This is a genomic window from Saccharothrix mutabilis subsp. mutabilis (assembly GCF_039521145.1).
In the GTDB taxonomy this organism is placed as follows: domain Bacteria; phylum Actinomycetota; class Actinomycetes; order Mycobacteriales; family Pseudonocardiaceae; genus Actinosynnema; species Actinosynnema mutabilis.
This window is the reverse complement of record NZ_BAAABU010000002.1, coordinates 499,766-523,079: the sequence shown is the minus strand read 5'-3', so window position 1 is coordinate 523,079 and position 23,314 is coordinate 499,766. Positions and strand designations below refer to the sequence as shown.

Annotated in this window: 24 protein-coding genes and 1 tRNA gene; 16 read left to right on the top strand and 9 right to left on the bottom strand. The window is 72.7% G+C overall.

Annotated features, from left to right (window positions below; all coding sequences use genetic code 11):
* The first annotated feature begins 196 nt into the window (after positions 1-196).
* From ABD126_RS06295 to ABD126_RS06280, 4 genes are read left to right on the top strand one after another with little or no spacing between them, the layout of a single operon-like run.
* Positions 197-889 (top strand): response regulator transcription factor, encoded by a 693-nt coding sequence (locus ABD126_RS06295; protein WP_343932671.1) that lies wholly within the window; start codon positions 197-199, stop codon positions 887-889.
* On the top strand, positions 890-1,891 hold the full coding sequence (locus ABD126_RS06290; RefSeq protein ID WP_343932670.1) for a sensor histidine kinase: 1,002 nt from the start codon (positions 890-892) through the stop codon (positions 1,889-1,891).
* Between the two features lie 49 nt (positions 1,892-1,940).
* Positions 1,941-2,441 carry a MogA/MoaB family molybdenum cofactor biosynthesis protein gene (locus ABD126_RS06285; protein WP_121223263.1) on the top strand — a complete coding sequence of 167 codons (501 nt, stop codon included), beginning with the start codon at positions 1,941-1,943 and terminating at the stop codon, positions 2,439-2,441.
* Entirely contained in the window at positions 2,438-2,668 is a 231-nt protein-coding gene (locus ABD126_RS06280) for a hypothetical protein (protein WP_343932969.1), read from the top strand. The genes ABD126_RS06285 and ABD126_RS06280 overlap by 4 nt, the downstream gene beginning before the upstream one ends.
* A gap of 300 nt (positions 2,669-2,968) precedes the next feature.
* Here ABD126_RS06280 and mscL read toward each other — a convergent pair whose 3' ends face one another.
* The 6 genes from mscL to ABD126_RS06250 form a co-directional block, all read right to left on the bottom strand.
* Entirely contained in the window at positions 2,969-3,370 is a 402-nt protein-coding gene (gene mscL / locus ABD126_RS06275) for a large-conductance mechanosensitive channel protein MscL (RefSeq protein WP_343932669.1), read from the bottom strand.
* Between the two features lie 97 nt (positions 3,371-3,467).
* Complete coding sequence (locus ABD126_RS06270) at positions 3,468-4,625, bottom strand: RNA polymerase subunit sigma-70 (RefSeq protein ID WP_343932668.1); 1,158 nt, start codon at positions 4,623-4,625, stop codon at positions 3,468-3,470.
* Between the two features lie 2 nt (positions 4,626-4,627).
* Positions 4,628-5,047 (bottom strand): glyoxalase superfamily protein, encoded by a 420-nt coding sequence (locus ABD126_RS06265; protein ID WP_343932667.1) that lies wholly within the window; start codon positions 5,045-5,047, stop codon positions 4,628-4,630.
* 108 nt (positions 5,048-5,155) lie between these two features.
* Positions 5,156-5,659 (bottom strand): SAF domain-containing protein, encoded by a 504-nt coding sequence (locus ABD126_RS06260; protein WP_343932666.1) that lies wholly within the window; start codon positions 5,657-5,659, stop codon positions 5,156-5,158.
* Positions 5,660-5,789: 130 nt separating this feature from the next.
* Positions 5,790-6,089, bottom strand: coding sequence for an FmdB family zinc ribbon protein (locus ABD126_RS06255; protein WP_343932665.1), 300 nt, complete (start codon positions 6,087-6,089; stop codon positions 5,790-5,792).
* 102 nt (positions 6,090-6,191) lie between these two features.
* Positions 6,192-6,755 (bottom strand): 5-formyltetrahydrofolate cyclo-ligase, encoded by a 564-nt coding sequence (locus tag ABD126_RS06250; protein ID WP_343932664.1) that lies wholly within the window; start codon positions 6,753-6,755, stop codon positions 6,192-6,194.
* A 38-nt stretch (positions 6,756-6,793) separates the two neighbouring features.
* Between ABD126_RS06250 and ABD126_RS06245 the strand changes: the two genes are divergently transcribed.
* From ABD126_RS06245 to ABD126_RS06200, 10 genes are all read left to right on the top strand, one after another.
* Positions 6,794-7,675 (top strand): UTP--glucose-1-phosphate uridylyltransferase, encoded by an 882-nt coding sequence (locus tag ABD126_RS06245; protein ID WP_343932663.1) that lies wholly within the window; start codon positions 6,794-6,796, stop codon positions 7,673-7,675.
* A 14-nt stretch (positions 7,676-7,689) separates the two neighbouring features.
* Complete coding sequence (gene glp / locus ABD126_RS06240; protein WP_343932662.1) at positions 7,690-8,913, top strand: molybdotransferase-like divisome protein Glp; 1,224 nt, start codon at positions 7,690-7,692, stop codon at positions 8,911-8,913.
* A gap of 14 nt (positions 8,914-8,927) precedes the next feature.
* Positions 8,928-9,590 carry a GNAT family N-acetyltransferase gene (locus tag ABD126_RS06235; protein WP_343932660.1) on the top strand — a complete coding sequence of 221 codons (663 nt, stop codon included), beginning with the start codon at positions 8,928-8,930 and terminating at the stop codon, positions 9,588-9,590.
* Between the two features lie 152 nt (positions 9,591-9,742).
* A complete protein-coding gene (sepX, locus tag ABD126_RS06230) occupies positions 9,743-10,408 on the top strand; it encodes a divisome protein SepX/GlpR (RefSeq protein ID WP_343932659.1) in 666 nt (221 codons plus the stop codon).
* Positions 10,409-10,480: 72 nt separating this feature from the next.
* Positions 10,481-10,553, top strand: a tRNA-Ala gene (locus ABD126_RS06225).
* A gap of 272 nt (positions 10,554-10,825) precedes the next feature.
* Positions 10,826-11,632 carry a PIG-L family deacetylase gene (locus ABD126_RS06220; RefSeq protein ID WP_343932658.1) on the top strand — a complete coding sequence of 269 codons (807 nt, stop codon included), beginning with the start codon at positions 10,826-10,828 and terminating at the stop codon, positions 11,630-11,632.
* 22 nt (positions 11,633-11,654) lie between these two features.
* The gene (locus tag ABD126_RS06215; protein ID WP_343932657.1) at positions 11,655-14,624 is read left to right on the top strand and encodes a UvrD-helicase domain-containing protein; all 2,970 of its coding nucleotides are present in this window, start codon (positions 11,655-11,657) and stop codon (positions 14,622-14,624) included.
* Between the two features lie 142 nt (positions 14,625-14,766).
* On the top strand, positions 14,767-16,068 hold the full coding sequence (locus ABD126_RS06210) for a carbohydrate-binding protein (RefSeq protein ID WP_343932656.1): 1,302 nt from the start codon (positions 14,767-14,769) through the stop codon (positions 16,066-16,068).
* A 242-nt stretch (positions 16,069-16,310) separates the two neighbouring features.
* Complete coding sequence (locus ABD126_RS06205; RefSeq protein ID WP_343932655.1) at positions 16,311-16,871, top strand: TetR/AcrR family transcriptional regulator; 561 nt, start codon at positions 16,311-16,313, stop codon at positions 16,869-16,871.
* Between the two features lie 16 nt (positions 16,872-16,887).
* Positions 16,888-18,837 (top strand): serine/threonine-protein kinase, encoded by a 1,950-nt coding sequence (locus ABD126_RS06200; RefSeq protein WP_343932654.1) that lies wholly within the window; start codon positions 16,888-16,890, stop codon positions 18,835-18,837.
* Here ABD126_RS06200 and ABD126_RS06195 read toward each other — a convergent pair.
* Entirely contained in the window at positions 18,770-19,906 is a 1,137-nt protein-coding gene (locus tag ABD126_RS06195) for an APC family permease (RefSeq protein ID WP_343932653.1), read from the bottom strand. The genes ABD126_RS06200 and ABD126_RS06195 overlap by 68 nt on opposite strands.
* On the bottom strand, positions 19,903-20,295 hold the full coding sequence (locus ABD126_RS06190) for a DUF2000 domain-containing protein (RefSeq protein WP_343932652.1): 393 nt from the start codon (positions 20,293-20,295) through the stop codon (positions 19,903-19,905). Before ABD126_RS06190 ends, ABD126_RS06195 begins: the two co-directional genes overlap by 4 nt.
* Positions 20,296-20,405: 110 nt before the next feature.
* Here ABD126_RS06190 and ABD126_RS06185 point away from each other — a divergent pair, with 110 nt between their 5' ends.
* Positions 20,406-20,864, top strand: a complete 459-nt coding sequence (locus ABD126_RS06185) for an Lrp/AsnC family transcriptional regulator (protein WP_343932651.1) — start codon at positions 20,406-20,408, stop codon at positions 20,862-20,864.
* Positions 20,865-20,870: 6 nt separating this feature from the next.
* On the opposite strand, the gene ABD126_RS06180 is transcribed toward ABD126_RS06185, so the two are convergent.
* Positions 20,871-22,442, bottom strand: a complete 1,572-nt coding sequence (locus tag ABD126_RS06180) for a dolichyl-phosphate-mannose--protein mannosyltransferase (protein WP_425542749.1) — start codon at positions 22,440-22,442, stop codon at positions 20,871-20,873.
* A 15-nt stretch (positions 22,443-22,457) separates the two neighbouring features.
* On the opposite strand from ABD126_RS06180, the gene rsmI reads away from it, so the two are divergent.
* Positions 22,458-23,312: a 16S rRNA (cytidine(1402)-2'-O)-methyltransferase gene (rsmI, locus tag ABD126_RS06175; protein ID WP_425542747.1), complete on the top strand. Its 855-nt coding sequence runs from the start codon at positions 22,458-22,460 to the stop codon at positions 23,310-23,312.
* Positions 23,313-23,314 lie beyond the last annotated feature (2 nt).

The following is a 23,314-nucleotide window of genomic DNA, read 5'->3' as shown; positions in this document are numbered from 1 at the left end:
GGCCGGTGGCGGTTGGCTGGGGGCGGGCGAGCGCGGCGGCCGGGCCAAGTGCGGGCTGAGTGCGCGAGTGCGGCGGGTGTGGTGGCCACCTGAGTGCGGCCGGTTGCCCACGCTGCGGCTGGCGGGTGTCTTACGGGGCGGTGACGGTGTTCGTCGTGGTCGGGATTGCCGGGTGGGTGGGTCGTACCTTGTGGGGGTGGGTGAGGTTGGGCGGGTTCTGGTTGTCGATGACGACGTGACCGTGCGGGATGTCGTTCGGCGGTACCTTGAGTTGGCCGGGCACCAGGTCGAGTTGGTCGGCGACGGCGAGCAGGCGTTGCGGCGGATCGCCGAGCGGGAGCCCGATCTCGTCGTGCTCGACCTGATGTTGCCGGGGATCGACGGGCTGGAGGTGTGCCGGCGGCTTCGTGGGCGCAGTGCGGTTCCGGTGGTCATGTTGACCGCGTTGGGGCAGGAGGAGGACCGCATCGCCGGGCTCACGCTCGGCGCGGACGACTACGTGACCAAGCCGTTCAGCCCGCGCGAGTTGGCGTTGCGGGTGACCTCGGTGCTGCGGCGGTCGCGGGTGGCGGCTAGCGTGCCGCCGTCGGTGCTGGTCGACGGGGACCTGCGGGTCGACGTCGGTGCGCACACCGCGTGGCGGGACGGGGTCGAGCTGGCGTTGACCACGCGCGAGTTCGACCTGCTCGTGTTCTTCCTGACCCACCCCGGTACGGCGTTCTCACGCGCCGAGCTGCTGGCGCGCGTGTGGGGGTGGGAGTTCGGGGACCAGTCCACCGTGACCGTCCACGTGCGACGGCTGCGCGAGAAGGTCGAACTCGACGCGGCTCGGCCGGTGCGCATCGCCACCGTGTGGGGCGTCGGCTACCGGTGGGACAGGAGCGCCTGAATGCTCGTCGAGATCTCGCACATCCTCCCGTACGCGGTGCTGTTCTCGTTGCCGCTGGCGGTGTTGGGCGCGCTGCTGTTGCGGCGGTTCGTGCACGGGTCGTTGACCGCGGCGCTGACGGTGCTGGCGATCGTGCCGGTGGTCGCGACGATCGGCGGCGTCCTCGCGGTCTCCGGGTTCATGTTCACGTCCATGCTGGTCACGACCGTGCTGGTGTGCGTGCTGGTGGCGCTGGTGACGGTTCCGGCGGCGGTCGTGCTGGGGCGGTCCGTCGCGCGGCGCAGCGTGTGGGAGCGGGAGGCTCGGGCTCGGGAGCGGGCGGCGGAGGCGTCGCGGCGCGAGTTGGTCGCGTGGATCAGCCACGACCTGCGCACGCCGTTGGCCGGGATCCGGGCGATGGCGGAGGCGTTGGCGGACGGCGTCGTCACGCGGCCCGCCGAGGTCGCCGACTACGCGGGGCGGATCTCGGCGGAGGCGCGGCAGCTGTCCGGGATGGTGGACGACCTGTTCGAGCTGTCCCGGATCACCGCGGGCGCGTTGCGGTTGACGTTGTCCGAAGTGCCCTTGGCGGACGTGGTGAGCGACGTCGTGGCGGCGGAACGGGCGGTCGCGGCGCGCAAGGGCGTCGAGCTGCGGGCGGACGCCGTGACCTGGCCGGTCGTGCTCGGCTCGGACCCCGAGCTGGCGCGGGTGGTGCGCAACCTGCTGGCCAACGCGATCCGCCACACCCCGCCGGACGGGACGGTCGCCGTCCAGGTGGACGTCGAGGGCTCGGAGGCGCTGCTGCGCGTGGACGACGCGTGCGGCGGCATCCCGGAGGCGGACCTGCCGCGGGTGTTCGAGGTGGCGTTCCGCGGCACGCCCAGCCGCCAGCCGGTGGGCGGCGGGTTGGGCCTGGCCATCGCGCGCGGCCTGGTCGAGGCGCACCGGGGCACCATCGACGCCCGCAACCACGGCGCGGGCTGCCGGTTCGAAGTCCGGCTGCCGTTGCGCACCGCGTGACGCCGTGTCCGCGGAACCGCTTCGCCCGTCACTGGGTACGGTGATCCGCATGGAACGCAGCGCTCAGCGCCTGGGACGTGCCCTGGTCGTGATCGTGGACGACCGGGTAGCGCACGGTGAGCACGAGGACAGCACGGGGCCGCTGGTCACCGAGCTGCTGGAGGAAGCGGGATTCATCGTCGACGGCACCGTCGCGGTGGAGGGCGAGGTCGTGGGCATCCGCGCCGCGCTGAACACGGCCGTCATCGGTGGCGTCGACCTGGTCGTCACCGTGGGCGGCACCGGCGTGTCGCCGCGCGACGTCACACCCGACGCGACGCAGGGCGTGCTGGACCGGCCGATCGCGGGCATCGCGGAGGCCCTGCGGGCGTCCGGCCTGGCGGCGGGCGCGGTGGACGCGGGCATCTCGCGCGGCCTGGTGGGGATCTCGGGCAGCACCCTGGTCGTGAACCTGGCGGGTTCGCGGTCGGCGGTGCGCGACGGCATGGCGACCCTGTCGGCCCTGGTGCCGTACGTGATCGAGCAGCTTTCGGGTCTGGACGAGGCGTGACCGAGCCGGCCGACGACGCACCCGCCCCGGCGGCGGAGGCGGCAGCGGAAGCAGCAGCGGCTGCGACTGAGGTTGCGGCTGAGGCTGCGGCTGCCGCCGAGGCGGCGCGTCGTCGCCGGCTGGCGGAGGTCTTCGGCGACGTGCTGCCGGAGTCCCCCGATGAACCGACCGCCGCCGCCCGCGACGAGCGGTGGTACCGGGAGAACCGCCCACCGCACCACGAGTAGGCCGCGGGACCGGCCGCCTGTCCGCTGCCGCCTGGCCGGGTTGCCGGGTGCGGCGGTGCCGTTCGGCGGTTGCCGGGTGGCGCAGCGGTGGCGGTGCCGTTCGGCGGCTGCCGAGTGGCGCAGCGGTGGCGGTGGCGGTGGCGTTCCGCAGCTGCCGAGTGGCGCAGCGGAGCCGTTCAGCGGGTGTGCAGCGGTGCCGTTCGGCGGCTGCCGGGTGGCGCAGCGGTGCCGCTCGGCGGGTGTCTGGGGCCGAGCGGCGGCTGGGTGGTGCCTGGGGCGTGCGCGGTGGGGCGGCTCCTGTCAGTTCTGGTTCTGGCGTTGCTGCTGGGCCAGGAGGTCGCGGATCTCCTTGAGGAGTTCCACGTCCGTCGGCTCCGACGGGCCCGGCTCCTCGCCGCGCTTGCGGCGTTCCTTCACCTTGTTCATCGGCATCACGAAGATGAAGTAGACGACCGCCGCCACGATCACGAAGTTGATCGCCGCGGTGATGATCGCGCCGAAGTCGATGATCGTCTTGTCGCTGCTGCCGAGCTGGACCGCCAGGCCGTTGACGTTGTTGCCGCCGAACAGCGCGACGATCGGGTTGATCAGGTTGTTCGTGAACGCCGTGACGATCGCGCCGAACGCCGCGCCGATGACGACGGCGACCGCGAGGTCGACCACGTTGCCGCGCATCAGGAAGTCTTTGAAGCCTTTGATCACGACCGGCTCCTCCATTCGGGGGGACACTTGGGGGCTAGCGGAGGGTAACCGGTTGCCCGCCTTCCTGTGACGCAGCGGGTACGTGTGTCGAGCGGTGTCAGTCTGTTGGGGTGAGGGTCGGGGGCAGGCCGAGCAGGTCGAACAGGGCCGTGCCGAAGGTCGTGATCTCGGCGATGCGGTCGCCTTCGACGCGCAGGACGTCGAGCTTGAACGCGCGGAACAGGGTGTCGCCTGGGCGGCGCAGGTAGCTCGCCGCCGCCGGCATGCGGTTCGTGCTCGTCGGGAGCAGTCGCCAGTCGCCCTCGCGGTCCGGGCCCAGGGCCCGTTCGAGCAGGGGCGCGATGGCGGCCAGGCCGTCGAAGCACAGCGGCAGCGGCGGCATGGTGACGCGCAGGTCCTCCGCCGCGATCGCCACCGCGGCGACGGCGTCGCAGCGTTCGTGCGCGTCGATGAACCGTTCGAGCAGGTCCCGTTCCGCCGGACCCGGCTCGTGCGCCGACCAGTCGTTGCGGTGCGACGGCAGGTGCTGCCGCATCGTGGCGCGGGCGCGCTGGAGTGCGCTGTTGGTCGCGGCGACGCTCAGGTCCAGCAGGTCGGCGGTCTCCTTCGCCGACATGTCGAGCACCTCCTTGGCCAGCAGCGCGGCCCGCTGGCGTGGTGGCAGCACCTGGAGCGCGGTGAGGAAGGCCAGTTCGACCGTCTCCCTCGCCACCGCCACCACGTCCGGCTCGTCGTGCGCGGGGGCGAGCAGGGTGTCCGGGTACGGGGTCAGCCAGCTCACCTCCTGTTGGGTCGTCACCGGTCTGCGCGCCTTGGAGCGGATCGCGTCGAGGCACGTCGTCGTCGCGATCCGGTACAGCCACGCCCGCACGTTGCCGCCGTCGAACGTGTCCCGGCCCTTCCACGCCCGCAGCAGCGTCTCCTGCACCGCGTCCTCGGCCTCGTCGTAGGAGGCGAGCATGCGGTAGCAGTGGACGTGCAGCTCACGGCGGTGTCGACGGAACGCCTCGTCCAGGTCGAGGGCGGCGTCGTGGGCGGCGTCGAGGTCGGGGTCGGCGTCGAGGTCGGGGTCGGGGTCGACGGCGGTTGCCGGGGAGAGTTGGCCGGCTGGGTCGGGGTCGGGTGCCGGGGTGGGACCGGCCGCCCGGGTGGGGTCGGGGTCGGCGGTGGGGTCGAAGCCGGCGGTCGGGGTGGGACCGGCGGTCGGGGTGGGTGTCGGGTCGGGGCCGGTGGCCGGGGCGGGGGTGGTGGGCATGGTCAGCGGACGGGCTTGGCGACCTGTTGGACGGCCCACGTGTTGCCGTCCGGGTCCTCGAAGAAGATGAAGCTGTTGTAGTCCGCCGCCTGCGGGTCGGGGCCCGGTGTCATCGCCCCGTTCTCGAAGTGCTGGACGCCCGAGTGCTTGACCCCGGCCGCGTCCAGCTGGGTCGCGGCGGCCTCGATGTCGGCGACCACCAGGTGGTTGCCCTTCAGCGAGCCCGGCTCCATGCCGCCGCCCAGGCCCTTGCCGAACACGATCGAGCAGCCCGACCCCGGCGGTGTCACCTGGACGACCCGGAACGCGTCGCCCGCGCTGTGGTCGGTGTCGACGGTGAAGCCCAGCTTGTCGGCGTAGAACTCCTTCGCCCGGTCCACGTCGGTCACGGGGACGATGACGACTTCCAGCTTCCAGTCCACGGTGCGCTCCTCCGCTCGGTGCGTGCGTTTTACATGCTGTGGAACGTCGGCCCGCCCGAACACTCATCGGTCCGGCGATGATTTTTTCGGGCGGGGTGTCGGCGCAGGTCAGCGCAGGGTGAGGGCCACCGGTTGGGCCAGCGACTCGGACGCCACCCGGGTCGCCGCCGCGCGGTCGAGGTTGAGCACGGCCACCTCGCCGTCGCGCACCGCCACCACCGACGCCGCCTCCGCCAGCACCCGGTCCTGGGCCACCACGTCGACCCGCGCCCCGGTTGTCAGGAGGCCGGCCACCGCCGGGTCGCCCAGCCGCACGGCCACCGACGCCGTGTCCGGGTTCGCCGCCGACAGCCGCAGGTCCGTCAGCGGCTCGCCGGCCCGCGCCGGCGACACCAGGGCCCGCCCGACGGCACGCTCCACAGGCACCGCACCCCCTGGGGACAACTCTGGGGGTATTCGGTGGACAACCACATCACCAGGGGTCAACGGTACCCCGGCCGCCAGGTCGTGGGCCGCCACCGCGACCTCCACCCCGGCAGGGGCGGGCCACACCGCGACACCGGTCGCCACCAGCAGGAACAGGACCGCCAAGATCTTCCGCATGAGGTTCATGGGTTCGACGGTAGGGAAGGATCAGGGGGCGGAAAAGCACGAGCCCCCGAGCTGTGGACAACTCGGGGGCTGTGGATAACTTGGGGATGCCGCGACCGCCGAACGGGCCGCGGCGGAGGAACGAGCGGACTTACGACGCCGCGGCGGCCGGGGCCGAGGAGGACGACGACGAGGCCGCCGGCTTCGACTCGCTCTTCGACGACGAGCCGGAAGAGGAGGAAGAGGACGAAGAGGACGAAGAGGACGAGGAAGACGTCCGGCTGTCGGTCCGGTAGAAGCCGCTGCCCTTGAACACGACGCCCACGGCGCCGTAGAGCTTGCGCAGCTTGCCCTTGCACTCCGGGCACTCGGTCAGCGCCGAGTCGGAGAAGGACTGCACCGCTTCGAACCGGTGGTCGCACTCGGTGCATGCGTACTGGTAGGTCGGCACTGGTCGCCCCTCCACGGGTCCTGGTTGGCACTCAGACCGCCAGAGTGCCAACCACGATGATGCGCCGGCCGGCATATCCCGCGCAAACATCGCAGGTGAAAGTCACAGGGGCAGCTTGACCAAGCCCGCGGGCGTCAGCACCGCGTCCATCAGCACGTCGTGCGGCTCGGCGGGCAGCGAGGGCACGAACTCCGACTCCCGCACGACCGCCACCTTCGGCCCCCGGGCCAGCGGCAACGACCGGTCGTAGTGCCCGCCCCCGCGCCCCAGCCGGACCCCGCGGTGGTCCACCGCCAACGCCGGGACCAGCACCAACGCCGCCGCCCCGATCGCCGAGGGCCCCAACACCGCCCCGGCGGGCTCCCGCAGCCCGTGCGGACCGGGCCGCAACGCCCCGTCGTACTCCGCCCAGTCCAACGGCGCCGCCCCCACCACGACCGGCAGCAGCACCCGGTACCCCGCGTCCCGCAGCACGTCGAGCATCTCGACCGACCCCGGCTCACCCCCCACCGCCAGGTACGCGCACACGGCCTGACCAGGCACGACCCCGAAAGCCTCCACGGCGGGCAGGACGACCGACGTCAACGGCGCGGCCCCGGCCACCCGCCGCGCCGCGAGCAGCCGTGTGCGCTCCGTCGTCTTCCGGTTACGTTCATCGGACGTCATCGCGAACACCCCTGACCACGCCGTTACGCTCGCTGTCCATGAGCGCCTTCCAGACAGCAATCGTGCCCGCGGCGGGACTGGGCACGCGCTTCCTCCCCACCACCAAGGCGGTGCCCAAGGAGTTGCTGCCGGTCGTGGACACCCCCGGGATCGAACTGGTCGCCACCGAGGCGGCGCAAGCCGGGGCGACCAAGCTCGTGATCGTGACCTCGCCCGGCAAGGACGCGGTGGCCGAGTACTTCCGGCCGCAGCCCGAGCTGGAGCGGACGCTCGAAGAGCGCGGCAAGACCGACCTGGTCGAGAAGGTCCGGCGGGCGCCGAACCTGATCAAGGTCGAGACCGCGATCCAGGACAAGGCGCTGGGCCTCGGCCACGCCGTCGGCTGCGCCGAGGGCAACCTGACCGGCGAGGACGAGGCCGTCGCCGTCCTCCTGCCCGACGACCTCGTGCTGCCCACGGGTGTGCTCAGCCGCATGGCCGAGGCGCGCGAGCGGTTCGGCGGCAGCGTGCTGTGCGCGTTCGACATCCCCAAGGACCAGATCTCCGCCTACGGCGTGTTCGACGTCCGCGACACCGGCGACGACGACGTCAAGCAGGTCGTCGGCATGGTCGAGAAGCCCAAGCCGGAGGACGCCCCGTCCACGTTCGCGGCGGCCGGCCGGTACCTGCTCGACCGCGCCGTCTTCGACGCCCTCAAGCGCATCACGCCCGGCGCGGGCGGCGAGTTGCAGCTCACCGACGCCATCGCCCTGCTGATCAACGAGGGCCACCCGGTGCATGTCGTGGTCCACCGGGGTGGGCGACACGACCTGGGCAATCCGGCCGGTTTCCTCAAAGCTGCGGTTGACTTCGCACTTGAGCACCCGGACTACGGGCCCGAGCTGGGGGAGTGGTTGCGGGAACGCCTCGGCAACTCCTGAACGAGGGTCGGCACATGAGGTCAGTGGAAGAGCAGCTCGCCCGGGTGATCGCCGCCGCCGTGCGGCCCGCCCCGGTGCGCGTGGCGATCTCCGAGTCGCAGGGCCTGCTCTGCGCGGAGGAGGTCGTCGCGGAGCGCGCGTTGCCCGGGTTCGACCAGGCGGCGGTGGACGGCTACGCGGTGCGCAGCGTGGACGTGCAGGCCGCCGGCACCGAACCGGTGGTGTTGCCGGTGGTCGGCGAGATCCCCGCCGGGTCCCGCCAGCCCAGACGGTTGCAGCCGGGCCAGGCGGTCCGGGTCGCGACCGGCGCGCCGCTGCCGACGCTGGCCGACGCCGTCGTGCCCCTCGGGTTCACCGACGGGCACGCGGCGAAGGTGACCGTCCACCGGCCGGTGCCGTCTGCGGCGTTCGTGCGGCGCACCGGCGAGGACGTGCAGACCGGTGACGTCGCCGTGCGCCGCGGCGCGTCCATCGGCGCCGCCCAGGTCGGTCTGCTGGCCGCCGTCGGGCGCAACAAGGTCCTGGTCCACCCCCGGCCGCGGGTGTCGGTGATCTCCGTCGGCGAGGAGCTGGTCGACGTGGACCGCACCCCCGGCCAGGGCCAGGTCTACGACGTCAACTCCTACGCGCTGGCCGCCGCCGCGCGGGACGCGGGCGCCGAGGTCAGCCGGGTCGGCATCATGTCGGTCGACCCGCGCAAGCTGCGCGAAGTGGTCGAGGGACGGTTGCTGCTGTCCGAGATCGTGGTCATCGCGGGCGGGGTCGGCGGGGTCGTGGGCGACGAGGTCCGCGCCGCGCTGGCCGACCTCGGGGACGTGGACTGCACGCGCGTGGCCATGCACCCCGGCTCGGTGCAGGGCTTCGGCCGGCTCGGGCCGGACGCGGTGCCCACGTTCCTGCTGCCCGCGAACCCGATGAGCGCCCTGGTCGTTTTCGAAGTGCTGGTCCGCCCGCTGATCCGGGCCGCGCTGGGCAAGCGCAACCCGTACCGGCGGGCGGTCGGCGCGCGGCTGCTGTCGCCGCTGACCTCCACGAAGGGGCGGCACGGCTTCCTGCGCGGCCAGTTGCTGCGGGACGCGGACAACGGCGAGTACCTCGTGCAGCCGTTGGGTACCTCCGGTGCGCACCTGCTGGCGTCGCTGGCGGAGGCGAACTGCTTGATCATGGTCGACGAGGACGTGACGGACGTGGCGGCGGGCGAGGAAGTGAAGGTCAGCTTCCTGGCCCAAAAGGGTTGAGCGGACGGAGGGGGATGGGCGCGGGTCTGGCGTGGGAAGGCGGCAGGCATCCCGGCTGGCCCGTGCGGCTCGGTCCGCTGCGGGTCGAGGCCGGTGTCGTCGCGCTGCGCCCGCCCAAGCTGCTCGACGCGTCCGCGTGGTCGCGCATCCGGATGCGTGACCAGGCCTACCTGGAGGAGTGGGAGCCCACCGCGGTCGACGGCTGGCCCGAGCGCAACGCCGCCATGTCGTGGCCCGCGCAGTGGTCGTCGCTCAAGGCCCTGGCCCGGCGCGGCCAGGCGCTGCCGTTCGTGATCACCGTCGACGGCGACCTGGCCGGGCAGATCACCGTCGGCAACATCGTGCGCGGGTCGCTGCGGTCGGCGTGGGTCGGGTACTGGGTCGCCGCCGACCGGGCCCGCGGCGGCGTGGCGACGGCGGCGCTGGCGCTGGTGGTGGACCACTGCTTCGGCGAGGCCGGCCTGCACCGGCTGGAGGCGACCGTGCGGCCGGAGAACAAGGCCAGCCTGCGCGTGCTCGCGAAGGCCGGTTTCCGCGAGGAGGGGCTGTTCCTGCGCTACCTCGACGTGGCCGGCGACTGGCGGGACCACCTGTGCTTCGCGATGACCGCGGAAGAAGCCTCGCCGGAAGGCCTGGTACGCCGATTGGTCGCGGCGGGGTTCGCCCGAACCGCCTGATCAGCGCGCCGAGCGGCTTATTCGGATCACCCGAAAGTGGGTGATAGACCACACTTTGGTACGTACGCCGGTCGGCGAGCCTCCGGCACAGGTGTGACTGTTGTGACTAACGTGGCGTACGAAGTCCGCGCGGGTAGGGGGAGGTGACGGGGGTGCCGAGTTCGCTGATCATCGTGGGACTGGTGGTGGCCTGGCTGGTCGTCCTCGTCCCGATGGTGGCGCGCAAGCGCGCCGACGCGCGGACCAGCATGGAGGAGGAGTACGACGCCATGCCCGACGCCGAGTACGACGACTACGACGACTACGCCGACGCGGAGGCCGACGAGTTCGAGGAGGTCGCCCACCGGCCCTACCGGCCCGGTCGCGGCGGCTTCGACCCGGAGACCGCGGCGATCGTGGCGCAGGCGAAGTACGCGTTCCGGCGCCGGGTGGTCGGCACGCTGCTGCTGCTCGCCCTGGTCACGGGCGTGGTCGCGGGCGTGCTGTACCCGCTGGTGTGGTGGGGGCACGCGGCGGTCGACCTGACCCTGGTCGGCTACCTGGTGTACCTGCGCCGCCAGGTGCGCATCGAAGAGGACATCCGCGCCCGCCGACTGGCCCGCCTGGCCCAGTCCCGCCGCCGCCCGGCCCCGCGCCCGGTGGTCGTGGAGGAGCGCGACGAGCAGGTGGAGGAGGAGCACGGCCTGGCCCCGCAGCCGCGCTTCGAGCACCACGTCCGCCCCGGCACGGTCGTGGTGGACGCCGACGACGAGGACCCGGTGTTCGTCGAGCTGGACGGCCCGGAGACGCTGCCGTACCGGCGGGCGGTGGGCGAGTAGAGGGGGGTGGCGAAACCACCCCCCGACGCCTGATATGCTTTCGCCGCACCACCGAGAAGGACAACTGAACACGGGGCTGTAGCGCAGTTGGTAGCGCGACTCGTTCGCATCGAGTAGGTCAGGGGTTCGATTCCCCTCAGCTCCACAAACATCGAGGGCGGTACCGGGCTGACCGGTGCCGCCCTTAGTTTCGCGAGGTCCCGCGCCGGACCGGTGCTTGGTGACGGCCGAAGGCGCGTGAGTCGCAATTCCCCGAGAACACCGCCGCTGGGCTCGCCAGGATTCGTGCGCCCGGCGGGTTCGGGACGCCGCCCGAATACTTCTCGCGCGACCTGGTTCGCCCGCGGGCGGTTCGCGCGCTTGCCGGGGTATCCGGCGCGGGTCGGGCGGCTCCTTCCCCCGTAGGGGAGGGATTCGATGACGACCACGGTGAGCTTCGTAGCCCATCCGGACGACGACCTGCTCTTCATGAACCCGGACATCCTGTCCGACGTGCAGGCCGGCTACGACGTGTGGGTGGTGTACCTGACCGCCGGCGACCTGCCGTGCGGCGAGGGGTTTCCGGCCTGTGGCAAGGACTACGCGGACATGCGGATCCACGGCGCGCGGGCCGCGTACGCGCGGGCGGCGCACGCGGCCGACCGGTGGACGTCCGAGCCGTTGCGGCTGGCCGGTCACGAGGTCGCCACCAACACGCTCGACGGGACGCGGGTGCGGCTGCTGTTCACCTTCGTCCACGCCGCCGGCGGCAGCGACCGGACCGGGGACCTGGCGCGCATGGTGCTGGACGAGGACTTCGTGGCGCACCCGATCGACGGGCGCTCCCCGTACACGCGGTCGTCGTTCGTCGCGGTGCTGCACGACGTCCTGGCGGTCGCGCGGCCCGACTACGTGCGCACGTTGAGCACCGTCGGGCACCGCGAGACCGTCCGCGACCACGTCGACCACGTGGCGGGCGCGATCCTGGCCGCGCTGGCCGACCTCGACGGCGCCGGGCGGACGTGGGTGCGGCGCGACGAGTACGACGCGTACGTGGTCCGGCAGCGGCCGGAGAACTGGCGGGGGTACTGGCGGGACGAGAAAACCGCCGTGTGGCAGGCGTACCGGCCGCACGACCCGGTGCTCGGGCCCGGCACGTGGGACGACGTGATGGGCCGCCAGTACCGGCAACGCGTGTTCGAGGTCGGCGACCCGTGGACCCCTCCGCCGGACTTCACCGGGTAGCCGTGCCACTACCATCCGCACGGTGCGATTCGTGGCCGATCTCCACATCCACTCCAAGTACTCGCGGGCGTGCAGCCGGGACTGCGACCTCGAACACCTGACCTGGTGGGCCCGCCGCAAGGGGATCACGCTGGTCGGCACCGGCGACTTCACCCACCCCGCGTGGCACGACCACCTGCGCGACGCGCTGGTGCCCGCCGAACCGGGCCTGTTCCGGCTGCGCGACGACCTGGACCGCGAGATCGACCGCACCCTGCCGCCGTCGCTGCGGGCGCGGACCGTGCGGTTCATGCTGTCCGTGGAGATCTCCACGATCTACAAGCGCGACGGCCGCACCCGCAAGGTCCACCACCTGGTCTACCTGCCCGACCTGGAGTCGGCGGCGGAGTTCAACCGGCGGTTGGCGCGCATCGGCAACATCGCCTCGGACGGGCGGCCCATCCTCGGCCTTGACTCGCGGGACCTGCTGGAGATCACCCTGGAGTGCGGCGGCTACCTGGTGCCCGCGCACGTGTGGACGCCGTGGTTCGCCGTGCTGGGCTCGAAATCGGGGTTCGACGCGGTCGCGGACTGCTACGCCGACCTGGCCGACCACGTGTTCGCGGTGGAGACGGGCCTGTCCAGCGACCCGGAGATGAACTGGCGCGTCTCGTCCCTGGACCGCTACCGCCTGGTCAGCAACTCCGACGCCCACTCGCCGCCCGCGCTGGGCCGGGAGGCGACGGTGTTCGACACCGACCTGGACTACCACTCGGTGCGGCGCGCGCTGGAGACCGGCGTCGGGCACGCGGGGTCGATCGAGTTCTTCCCCGAGGAGGGCAAGTACCACGTCGACGGGCACCGCAAGTGCGGTGTGCGGCTGGAGCCCGCGGAGACGGCGGCGCTGGGCGGGATCTGCCCGGTGTGCGGGAAGCCGGTGACGGTGGGGGTGTCGAGCCGGGTCGAGGAGCTGGCGGACCGCGCCGCCGGGTTCCGGCCGGACGGGGCCGCCGGGTTCGTCAACCTGGTGCCGCTGCCGGAGATCGTCTCCGAGGTCGTGGGGACCGGGCCGAAGAGCAAGAGGGTGCTGGCCGAGGTCGACCGGCTGGTGGCGGCGTTCGGGCCGGAACTGGTGGTCCTGCGGGACGTTCCGGTGGACGAGTTGGCCGCGCTGTCCCCGTTGGTGGGGGAGGCGGTGGAGCGGCTGCGGCGGGGGCGGGTGGTGCGCGACGCCGGGTACGACGGGGAGTACGGCGTGATCCGGCTGTTCGAGCCGGGGGAGTTGGAGCGGCGCGGTTCGGCGCTGTCGCTGTTCGAGTTCGCGCCACCGGCCCGGGCGGAGGCGCCCGCACCGGTCGTGGCACCCGCGCCGGCACCCGCTCCACGGGCGGTGGCGGCACCCGCACCGGCCGACCACGCGCACGGCACGGGGTTGCTGGACGGCCTCGATCCGGACCAGCGGGCGGCGGCCGGGAGTGGTGGTGGGCCGTTGCTCATCATCGCCGGGCCCGGCACGGGCAAGACGCGCACGTTGACGCACCGGATCGCGCACCTGGTCACCGAGCGCGCGGTACCCGCCGAAGAGTGCCTGGCCATCACGTTCACCCGGCGCGCGGCCGAGGAGATGGCCGAGCGGCTGGAAGCGCTGGGCGTGCGGGTCGCCGTGGCGACGTTCCACTCGTTGGGCGTGCGGATCCTGCGTGAGCACCACGCCCGGCTCGGGCTGTCCGCCTCCTTCGGCATCGCGGACCCCGAGCGGCAGGTCGAGGTCGCGCGCTCGGTGTGCGGGGACGACGGGGAAGCCCGGCGGCTGGTCGCCGAAGGGGCCGAGATCTACAAGAAAGCCCTGCGGGCACAGGACCTGGTCGACTTCGACGACCTGGTCGCGCTGCCGCTCGCCCTGCTGGAGGACGATCCCGCGCTGGTCGACGCCTACCGCGACCGGTACCGGTGGATCTCCGTCGACGAGTACCAGGACGTGGACGAGCGGCAGTACCGGCTGCTCGGCCTGCTCGCCCCGCCCGACGGCAACCTCACCGCGATCGGCGACCCGGACCAGGCGATCTACCGCTTCCGGGGCGCGGACGTCGGGTTCTTCCTGCGGTTCCGGGAGGACTTCCCGGGCGCTCGGGTCGTGCACCTGACCCGCAACTACCGGTCCAGCGCGGCGGTGGTGCGGGGCGCTCTGGAAGTGATCTCGCCCTCGACGCTGGTGCCCGGACGTGAACTCCACCCCTTCGGCGACCACGGCGACGCGTTGATCGCCGTGCACCACGCCGCGTCGGAGCAGGCCGAGGCGGCGTTCGTGGTTCGCACGATCGAGCAGGTGCTGGGCGGGGCGTCGTTCCACGCGTTCGACAGCGGGCGGGTGACCTCGGACGGCACGCAGGGGCTCGGGTTCTCCGACTTCGCCGTCCTCTACCGGACCGACCGGCGGTCCAGGGCGCTGGTGGACGCGCTGACCCAGTCCGGGTTGCCGTTCCAGAAGCGGTCGCACGACCGGTTGGCCGACCGGCCCGGTGTGGCGCGGATCGTGCGGGAACTCCCGTTCACCGCCGGCGAGTCCGTTGTGGACCGGGTGCGGGCGGCGGCCGGGGAGGACCACGTCGCGCACGAGTTGCTCAAGCCGCTGGCGGTGGAGTGCGGCACGGACTTCGAGCGCTTCCACACCACGCTGGCGCTCGGCGTCGAGGTGGACGCGTGGGACCCGCGCGCGGACCGGATCTCGCTGCTCACGCTGCACGCGTCCAAGGGCCTGGAGTTCCCGGTCGTGTTCATCGTCGGGTGCGAGGACGGCTTGTTGCCGCTGCGCTGGCCCGGTCAGGACGACGACACCGACGAGGAGCGCCGACTGCTGTTCGTCGGCATGACCCGCGCGCGGCGCCACCTGTTCCTCAGCCACACCGCGGCCCGGCCGCGCTCGCCGTTCCTGGCCGACCTCGGCGAGTTCCGGCGGATCGGCGACGCCCAGCCGAAGCGGCGGCGCGGGGGCACGCAGGCCAGCCTGTTCTGAGCACGTGAGCCATGATCACGAATGGTATGGACCATAACGCGGTGTTATGACAGAACTGGAATATCCGCCGAGCCCCGCGGCCGGCTAGCGTCGACACCACGGCCCCGCATCCAGTGTCACCACCCCTGCAAGGAGACAGCGGATGACTCGACGCATCGCCGCCGCCGTCGCCGTGACGGTCCTGGGCGCTGCCGGTGTCGCAGCGGTCCTGACCACCAGTGCGACCGCCGGCCCACCACCAGCGGAGAGCAGTGACCTCGTCGCCGCTCTCTCCCGCGACCTCGGCCTGACCCCTGACCAGGCCAAGTCGCGGCTCGTCCGCGAAGCCCAGGCGACGCGCACCGACCACGACCTCAAGAACCGCCTCGGCGCGACCTACGCGGGCTCCTGGCTGGACAAGGACGCCACCACGCTGACCGTCGCCGTCACCAACGCGGCCCAGATCCAGGCCGTGAAGGACGCGGGGGCGACGCCCAAGGTCGTCAAGCACAGCCAGATCCAGCTCGACGCGCTCAAGGCCAAGCTCGACGCCAACGAGGACGTCCCCGCGGGCGTCCCCGCCTGGTACGTCGACGTGACCACGAACTCCGTGGTCGTCCTGGCCCGCGACCTCGGCAACGCCAAGGCGTTCGCCAAGGCCAGCGGCCTGTCCGAGGCCGACGTGCGGATCGAGCCGTCGAACGAGGACCCGCGCCCGCTGATCGACGTGATCGGCGGCAACGCCTACTACATGAGCGGCGGCGGGCGCTGCTCGGTCGGGTTCTCGGTCAACGGCGGCTTCGTCACCGCGGGCCACTGCGGCAGCAACGGCCAGGGCACCACCCAGCCGACCGGGACGTTCGCCGGGTCCAGCTTCCCCGGCAACGACTACGCGTGGGTCCGCGTCGCCTCGGGCAACACCATGCGCGGCCTGGTGAACCGCTACCCCGGCACCGTGCCGGTGGCCGGTTCGACCGACGCGCCGGTGGGCGCCTCGGTGTGCCGCTCGGGCTCCACCACGCAATGGCGCTGCGGCACCATCCAGCAGCGCAACACCTCCGTCACCTACCCCCAGGGCACCGTCTCCGGAGTGGTCCGAACCAGCGCCTGCGCCGAACCCGGCGACTCGGGCGGCTCGTGGCTCTCCGGTGACCAGGCCCAGGGCGTCACCTCCGGCGGATCCGGGAACTGTTCGTCCGGCGGCACCACGTACTTCCAGCCGGTGAACGAGATCCTCCAGGCCTACGGCCTCCAGCTGGTCACGAGCGGCACGCCGACGACATCGACGTCGCCGACCACCACGACCGGCAACCCCGGCCAGACGACCTGGCAATCGGGCGCCACGTACGCGATCGGCTCCCTCGTGACGTACAGCGGCGTCGGGTACCGGTGCTTGCAGGGGCACACAGCCCAAACCGGTTGGGAACCGCCCAACGTGCCCGCCCTGTGGGAGCGCGTGGGCTAGCGGCAAGCCACATGCGCGGGGGAGGGGTCCGGCGCCCGGCGTCGGACCCCCCTTTCCCGCGTAGCCGGGGGCGCGAGGCGACTGCGGAGACGCCTCCCCCCACCGGGACCGCACGGGCGTTTGCGGAGGCGCCCCAGGTCCCACCACCGGGTGGCGGGGCGTTTGCGGAGACGCCCCGCCCCCACTTGTGCCCGGACGTTCACGGGCGCGCCCTGCTGTAGCGGTCGTTATAAAATCGCTCCGTGGCGGGCCGCAAGCGTGCTTTCGACCGGGAGGAAGTGCTCGACCAGGTGACGCGTGCCTTCTGGCGCGCCGGGTACGACGCGACGTCCGTCGCCGACCTCACCAAGCTCACCGGCGTCAACCCGCCGAGCCTCTACGCCGCGTTCGGCGACAAGAAAGCCCTGTTCACCGAGGTCGTCGAGCGGTACGCCCGCACGTACGGCGCGTTCACCGCCCGGGCCGTCGCCGAGGAGCCCACCGCGCGCCGGGCCGTCGAACGCCTCCTGCGGGAAGCCGCCGTCGAGTACACCGCCGCCGACCGGCCGCGCGGCTGCCTGATCCTCAGCGCCCCCGAACTCGGGCACCTGCGCGCGGTCGCCGTCGCCGCCGTCGAGGACAAGATCCGGCACGACGTCACCACCGGCGAACTGCCCGCGCGCACCGACCCGCACGCCCTCGCCGTGTACGTCGCGGCCGTCGTGCGCGGCATGTCCGACCTCGCCCGCGACGGCGCGACGCGCGAAGAACTCGGCCATGTTGCCGAGGCGGCCATGTCGGCGTGGCCCTCACCCGTACCCTGAGAGGCGACGAGAAGGGGTGGTGGAGGGCGTGGAGCTGGCCAAGTCGCTGCTGGACTGGCTGCACGGCTTTACCGGCGTCCCCCTGTGCCCGGGCGACTGGGCGTGGACCACGACCGCGCTCGGCGCGCTGATCGGCGTCCTGCCGACCGTCGCCGCGCTGCTGTCGATCACGATCCGCCGGGTCGTCGGCAACTCCTACGGTCCGGTCACCGGGGCGATGTTCGCCGTGCTGGGCGTGACCAGCACGCTGGTGCTGCCGTGGGTCCTGTTCTCCGGCACCGCCCAGGCCCTGCAACGCGGCGCGCTCTACGGCATGAGGTCGCTGGCGGAGTCGCCGTGCATGACCTTCACCCAGGGGCAGTACCTGGTGGGCGCGCCGTCGATCATCACCGCGATCACGGGCGGGTCGGGGACGGTGTACCTGGTCGCGTCGTCCGTCACCGCCGTGCTCGCGCTGCTGTGCCTGGTGTTCGTGATGATGCAGGCCGGGTCGGCGTTCCGGCTCGGCCCCAACTGGCCCCGTCGGGTGTTCTGGCCGCCCTTCGTGGTGCTCCTGGTGGCCACGTCGGCACTGCCCGTGACGCTGGTGGGGCACCTGCTGCTCGGGTTCTTCCCGATTGCGCTGATCGGCTCACTCGTCGTGCGGATTTTCGGGTTGACTACCGCCATGCTCAACCGCCCCGGCCGCGACCGCGGTACCCCGGCCACGCCCCAGCCGGGCGCGTCGCCGGCGCGCTCCACCCCGCCGCAGCCGGCCGTGTCCGCGCGGCAGAACAACCCCCAGAACAACCCGCACAACCCGCACAACCCGCCGCCGTACCAGCCGGCCGGCAAGCCGCCGCCCTACCAGCCCGCGCACGTGCCGCCGTACCGGCCGATCCCGCCGTACAACCCGACGCCGCCGGCCCCGAAGCCGGTCCCGCCGCGCCAGTACCCGCCGACGCGGGTCGCCGAGGTCCCGCCGGTGCCGGGCGCGGAGCCGCCGCGTCCCACGCGCGTGGAGCAGCAGCCCGCCCAGCTGGCCGACACGCCGGGCCCGCTGCCCTTCGGTCCGGGCGCGTCCTCGACCCCGCCCACCCCGACCCCGGACTCGGGGAAGGTGTGGAACCCGGCGGGCGGCCGGTTCCGCCGCGTCCGCCAGCTCGGGCGGGGCGGGTTCGGCACCGTGTGGCTCGCGGTGGACACCCAGCTCGACCGCACGGTCGCGGTGAAGCTCGCCCACGCCCCGGACAACGACACCGAGCAGCGCATGCTGCGCGAGGCGCGGGCGTTGGCGGCGGTGCGGCACCCGAACTGCGTGCGCGTGTTCGACATCGTGCAGGACCCGGACGGCCTGGCCATCGTCATGGAGTACATCGACGGCCAGCCGCTGTCCGACGTGGTCCTGAAGAACGGCCTGCTCCAGGACACCCTCGCCGCCCGCCTGTGGGTCAACATGGCCGACGCGCTGGCCGCCGCCCACGAACAGGGCGTGCTGCACCGGGACGTGAAGCCGTCGAACGTGATCGTGGACGGCAGCGGCACGGCGCACCTGATCGACTTCGGCATCGCCCGGTCCAAGGGCGACAGCACCCTGACCGCCACCGGCATGATGGTCGGCACCCCGGACTTCCTGGCCCCCGAGACCGCGCGCGGCGAGGCGGCCAGCCCGGCGTCGGACGCCTGGCAGCTGGCCGCCACGGTCAGCTACGCGCTGACCGGCCACCCGCCGCGCGGGTCGCGGGAGAACCCGATCTCGTCGCTGATGGCGGCGGCGCAGGGCGAGCCGTGCGTGAAGCTGCCCCAGCACAGCGCCCACTCGCGGTTGCTGACCAACGCCTTGGACGCCGACCCGGCCAAGCGGCCGACGCTGTCGTCCATCCGGGCCGAGCTGGGCTCGTGGCTGTCCCAGGCGGGCGTCAGCAAGGAGGGCCCGGTGACGCGGCTGATCGACCGGCCGGAGCCGCCGACCAGGCCAGTGCGCTGACCGCGGCCGGCACCAGCAGCCACCAGCCGGAGAACCCCAGCACCACCAGCGTGAACGCGAGGGCGACGGCGGGCGGGGCCTTGCGCGGCAGCAGCTTGACCGCCGCCGCCATGCCCGCCGCCGTCACCGCCGCCAGCGTCGTGGCGGTGACGCCCATGAGCGTGGTCAGCTCGACCTCCCACGCGGCCGTCGCCACGAGCAGCACCGCGCACCACCCGGCCTGCACGCACAGGGACCGCTTGAGCCCCATCGCCGTGCCGAGCTGAACCGCGCCCGCCAGGTAGGTGTTCAGCGCGCCGAAGCTCAACAGCACCGCCGCGACCGCCGTCACCACCCGCGCGGACGGCCCGAACGCCCGTTCCAGCAGCACGGCGAGCGGCACGTCCCCCGGCACGGCCACCGTCGTCACCGCCAACCCCAGGTAGAGCACGGCGACCACGGCCAACGTCCGCCGCGTCGCCCGCTTGAGGTCGGGGAACCCGCCGGACAGGTGGCTCGCCGCCTCCCAGCCCGCGAAGGCGAAGAACAGCACGGTCGCCGCCGTCCCGACCGCGAGCCAGCCGTGCGGCGCGAACGGCCGGAAGTCGTCGGCGGTGACGTGCGGCGCCCGGACCGCGATGGCGACCGCCACCAGCGCGACGAGCAGGCCGACCAGCAGGACCTGGGCGGTGGCGGACACCCTGAGCCCGGCGTGGTTCGCGGCGAACGCGGCGACCAGGACGGACGTCCCCCACACCAGCGGGTGCCCGCCGACCGCGTGCGCCGCGTACTGCCCGCCGACCAGCGCGCCACCCAACACCCCGACCGGCACACCGACCGCCGCGAACCACCAGGCGACGGTCCGCTGGGCGCGCGGCCCGAACGCCCGCCCCACGAACCCGGCGACACCGTGCCCGCCGGGGTGGCGGGTGCCGAGTTCGGCGAACGACATGGCCACGGGGACGCTCAACGCCAGCAGCAGCACCCAGGCCAGGATGGACGCCGGTCCCGCTTCGCCGGTCGCCAACGCGGGCAGCACCAGCACACCGGGCCCGAGCACCGCCCCCAGGTACATCGCGGTGAGCCTCATGGCATCAACGGCAACTTGCGGGTCAACCTGGTGACCACCTCGCGCGGCCCGTGGAGGGCGACGGCGACGAACTCGGGGTCGTGCGCGCGGGCGAGGTCTTCGAGGTAGGCGTCGTAAGCGCGGGCGCGGCGGGCGACCTCGGTGAACCCGATCGCCGTGACCCCGTCGGCGGCGTGCAGGGCTTTGATCGTCGCGGCGTCGGCGGTGAGGACGGGGACGGGGTGGCTGGTGATCCCGAGGTGGGTGGTGCCGTCGGCGTCCTTGCCGTCGTCACCGATGGTGTCGGGCAGGCGCGCGCCCAGGCTGAGGCCGAGGACGGCGGCGGCGTTGGCGGCGAGGCCGGGCGGGAGGTCGGCGCGGAGGACGAGCGCGATCCTGGTTGGCAGCACAGCGGAATCCCGTTCATTCGATCGGTGGATTACCGCTGAAACTAGCCACCTGGAGGGTCCAGCTGGTCGGTTGTCGAACACTATTCGGCGGGCGATGGCATGATCAGCGCGTGGACGAACTTGATTCGGCGATCATCGCCCATCTCCAGGCAGATGCCCGGCTGACGAACCGCGAACTGGCCAGACGGCTGGGCGTGGCCCCGTCCACCGCCCTGGAACGGGTCAGGCTGCTGCGCGAACGGGGCGTGATCAAGGGCTACCACGCGGACATCGACCTGGCTGCGCTCAACCGCGGTGTCGAGGCGTTCGTGGCGTGCCGCATCCGCCCGCTGAGCCGAGCGGTGATCGACAACTTCAAGGCGGCCCTGAACGCGCTGCCGGAGGTGCTGGCGACCTACGTGTGCGCGGGCGACGACGACTTCCTCATCCACGTCGCCGTGCAGGACCTGGAACACCTGCACGAGTTCCTCATCGACCGGCTCAGCGAACGCCGCGAGGTCCTGAGCTTCCGCAGCTCGGTGATCTTCGAGAGCACCCGCAACGCCGTGCTCACCGAACTCCCGCGCTGACCGGCGCTACCGCCAGGACGGCAGCCAGCGCTGCGCCTCCCACATCTCCGGTGTGATCGGGATGCCGTTCAGGATCGGCCACAGCCACACGAAGTTCGCCACCACCAGCCCCACGTACAGGGCCACCGCCAGCAACCCGGTGCCGCGCCGTTCCCGGCCCGACGCCACCGCGCCCAGGACCTCGCCCAGCGCCAGCGCGATGCCCAGCACCAGGAACGGGGCCATCGGCGTCACGTAGAAGAAGTACATCTGCCGGTCCACGTTGACGAACCACGGCAGGAAGCCCGCGCCGTAGCCGACCAGGACCGCCGCGTACCGCCAGTCCAGCTTCGCGATCGACTTCCACAGCGCCCACGCCAGCACCGGGAACGCCAGCCACCACATCGCGGGCGTGCCGATGAGCATGATCGCGCCCACGCACGACGCCGCGCCGCAGCCGGTGACCGCGCCCTCGTAGTAGTAGAGCATCGGGCGCAGGCCCATCGGCCACGTCCACGGCTTGGACTCCCACGGGTGCCGGTTCGTGTCCGACGTGACCAGCTTGGTGTGGAAGTCCAGCACGTTGCTGCTGTAGTACCAGAGCGCGCGCAGCGGGTCGGGGACCCACGAGTCGTCGGGCAGCTTCGCGCCCACCACGTGCCGGTCGATGGCGGTCTCGCTGGCGAACCAGGACCACCACGTCGCCAGGTAGGCGAGGACCGGGATCACGAGCAGCGCGAACAGCGACGGCAGCATGTCCCGCACGAACGCGCCCGCCCACGGCCGTTGGACGCCCGCGGCCCGCCGCGCCAGCGCGCTCCACACCACCGACAGCACGCCGAAGAACGCGATGTACCACAGGCCGGACCACTTCACGCCGCACGCGAGCCCCAGCGCGACGCCCGCGCCAAACCGCCACCAGCGGAAACCCAGCGCCGGCCCGAACACCGACCGCGTCGCCCACCCCTCGCGCACCGCCACGGCCAGCCGCGCCCGCACCTGCTCGCGGTCGGCCACCAGGCACGCGAACGCGACCACCACGAAGAACGCCAGGAAGATGTCCAGCATCCCCATCCGGGACTGGACGTGGCTCACGCCGTCCGCGATGAGCAGGACGCCGGCGATCGCGCCGATCAGGTCCGACCGCGACATGCGCCGCGCGATCCGGACCACCAGCAGGATGGTCAGCGTCCCGGCCAGCGCGGACGCGAAGCGCCAGCCGACGCCGTCGTAGCCGAACAGCCACTCGCCGATCGCGATGAGCTGCTTGCCCAGCGGCGGGTGGACGATCAGCTCGTAGCCGGGGTTGTCCTCGTACCCGCCGTTGCGCAGCACCTGCGCGCCCTGCGGCACGTAATGCTTCTCGTCGAAGATCGGGGTCCCCTTGTCGGTGGGGAACCCGAGGTTCCAGAACCGCACCACGCCGCCGACCAGCGCCACGGCCAGCGTGACCAGCCACCCGCGCAGGGGGCTGCTCAGCGGTCCCGGTTCGAGCTGCTGCGCCCGAGTCGCGCGGTCGTTGCCCGGTGGCGGGCTGGTCGGGGGGACGTCCCCGACGTCGACCACGTCGTCTGCGGACTGCGGTGCGATCAGGCTCACGGGGCCGATCGTAGGGTGAACGGTGTGAGACCTGTATCCGGATCAGGCCGTTTGGTGCTCGCCGCTACTCCGCTCGGCGACGTGCGAGACGCCTCGCCGCGCCTGGTCGACGCCCTGGCCACGGCGGACGTGGTCGCGGCCGAGGACACGCGGCGGCTGCGCTCGTTGGCGGCGGCGCTCGACGTCGAGGTCGGCGGGCGCGTGGTGAGCTTCTACGACCAGGTGGAGACCAGCCGCCTGCCCGGCCTGCTGGAGTCGCTGCACGCCGGCAAGACCGTGCTGCTGGTGACCGACGCGGGCATGCCCAGCGTGTCCGACCCGGGCTACCGCCTGGTCGCGGCGTGCGTCGAGGAGGGCGTGACCGTGACGTGCCTGCCGGGGCCGTCCGCGGTGACCACGGCGCTGGCCGTGTCGGGCCTGCCGTCGGACCGCTTCTGCTTCGAGGGCTTCCCGCCGCGCAAGCAGGGCGAGCGGCAGCGCTGGTTCGCGGCTTTGGCTTCGGAACCGCGCACGTGCGTGTTCTTCGAATCACCCCATCGGCTGGCGGCCACCCTGGCGGACGCGGCGTCCGTGCTGGGGGAGGACCGGCGGGCGGCGGTGTGCCGGGAGCTGACGAAGACCTACGAGGAGGTGCGTCGCGGCGGGCTCGGTGAGCTGGCGGCCTGGGCGGCCGAGGGCGTGAAGGGCGAGATCACGGTGGTCCTGGGGCCGGCCGCCCCGCAGGAGGGTCCCTCGATGGAGTCGCTGGTCGCCGAGGTGAAGCAGCGGGTCGCGGACGGCGAGCGGCTGAAGGCGGCGGCGGCCGAGGTGGCGCAGGCGGCGGGCGTGAGCAAGAAGGCGCTGTACGACGCCGTGGTCAGCGGGGGCTGACG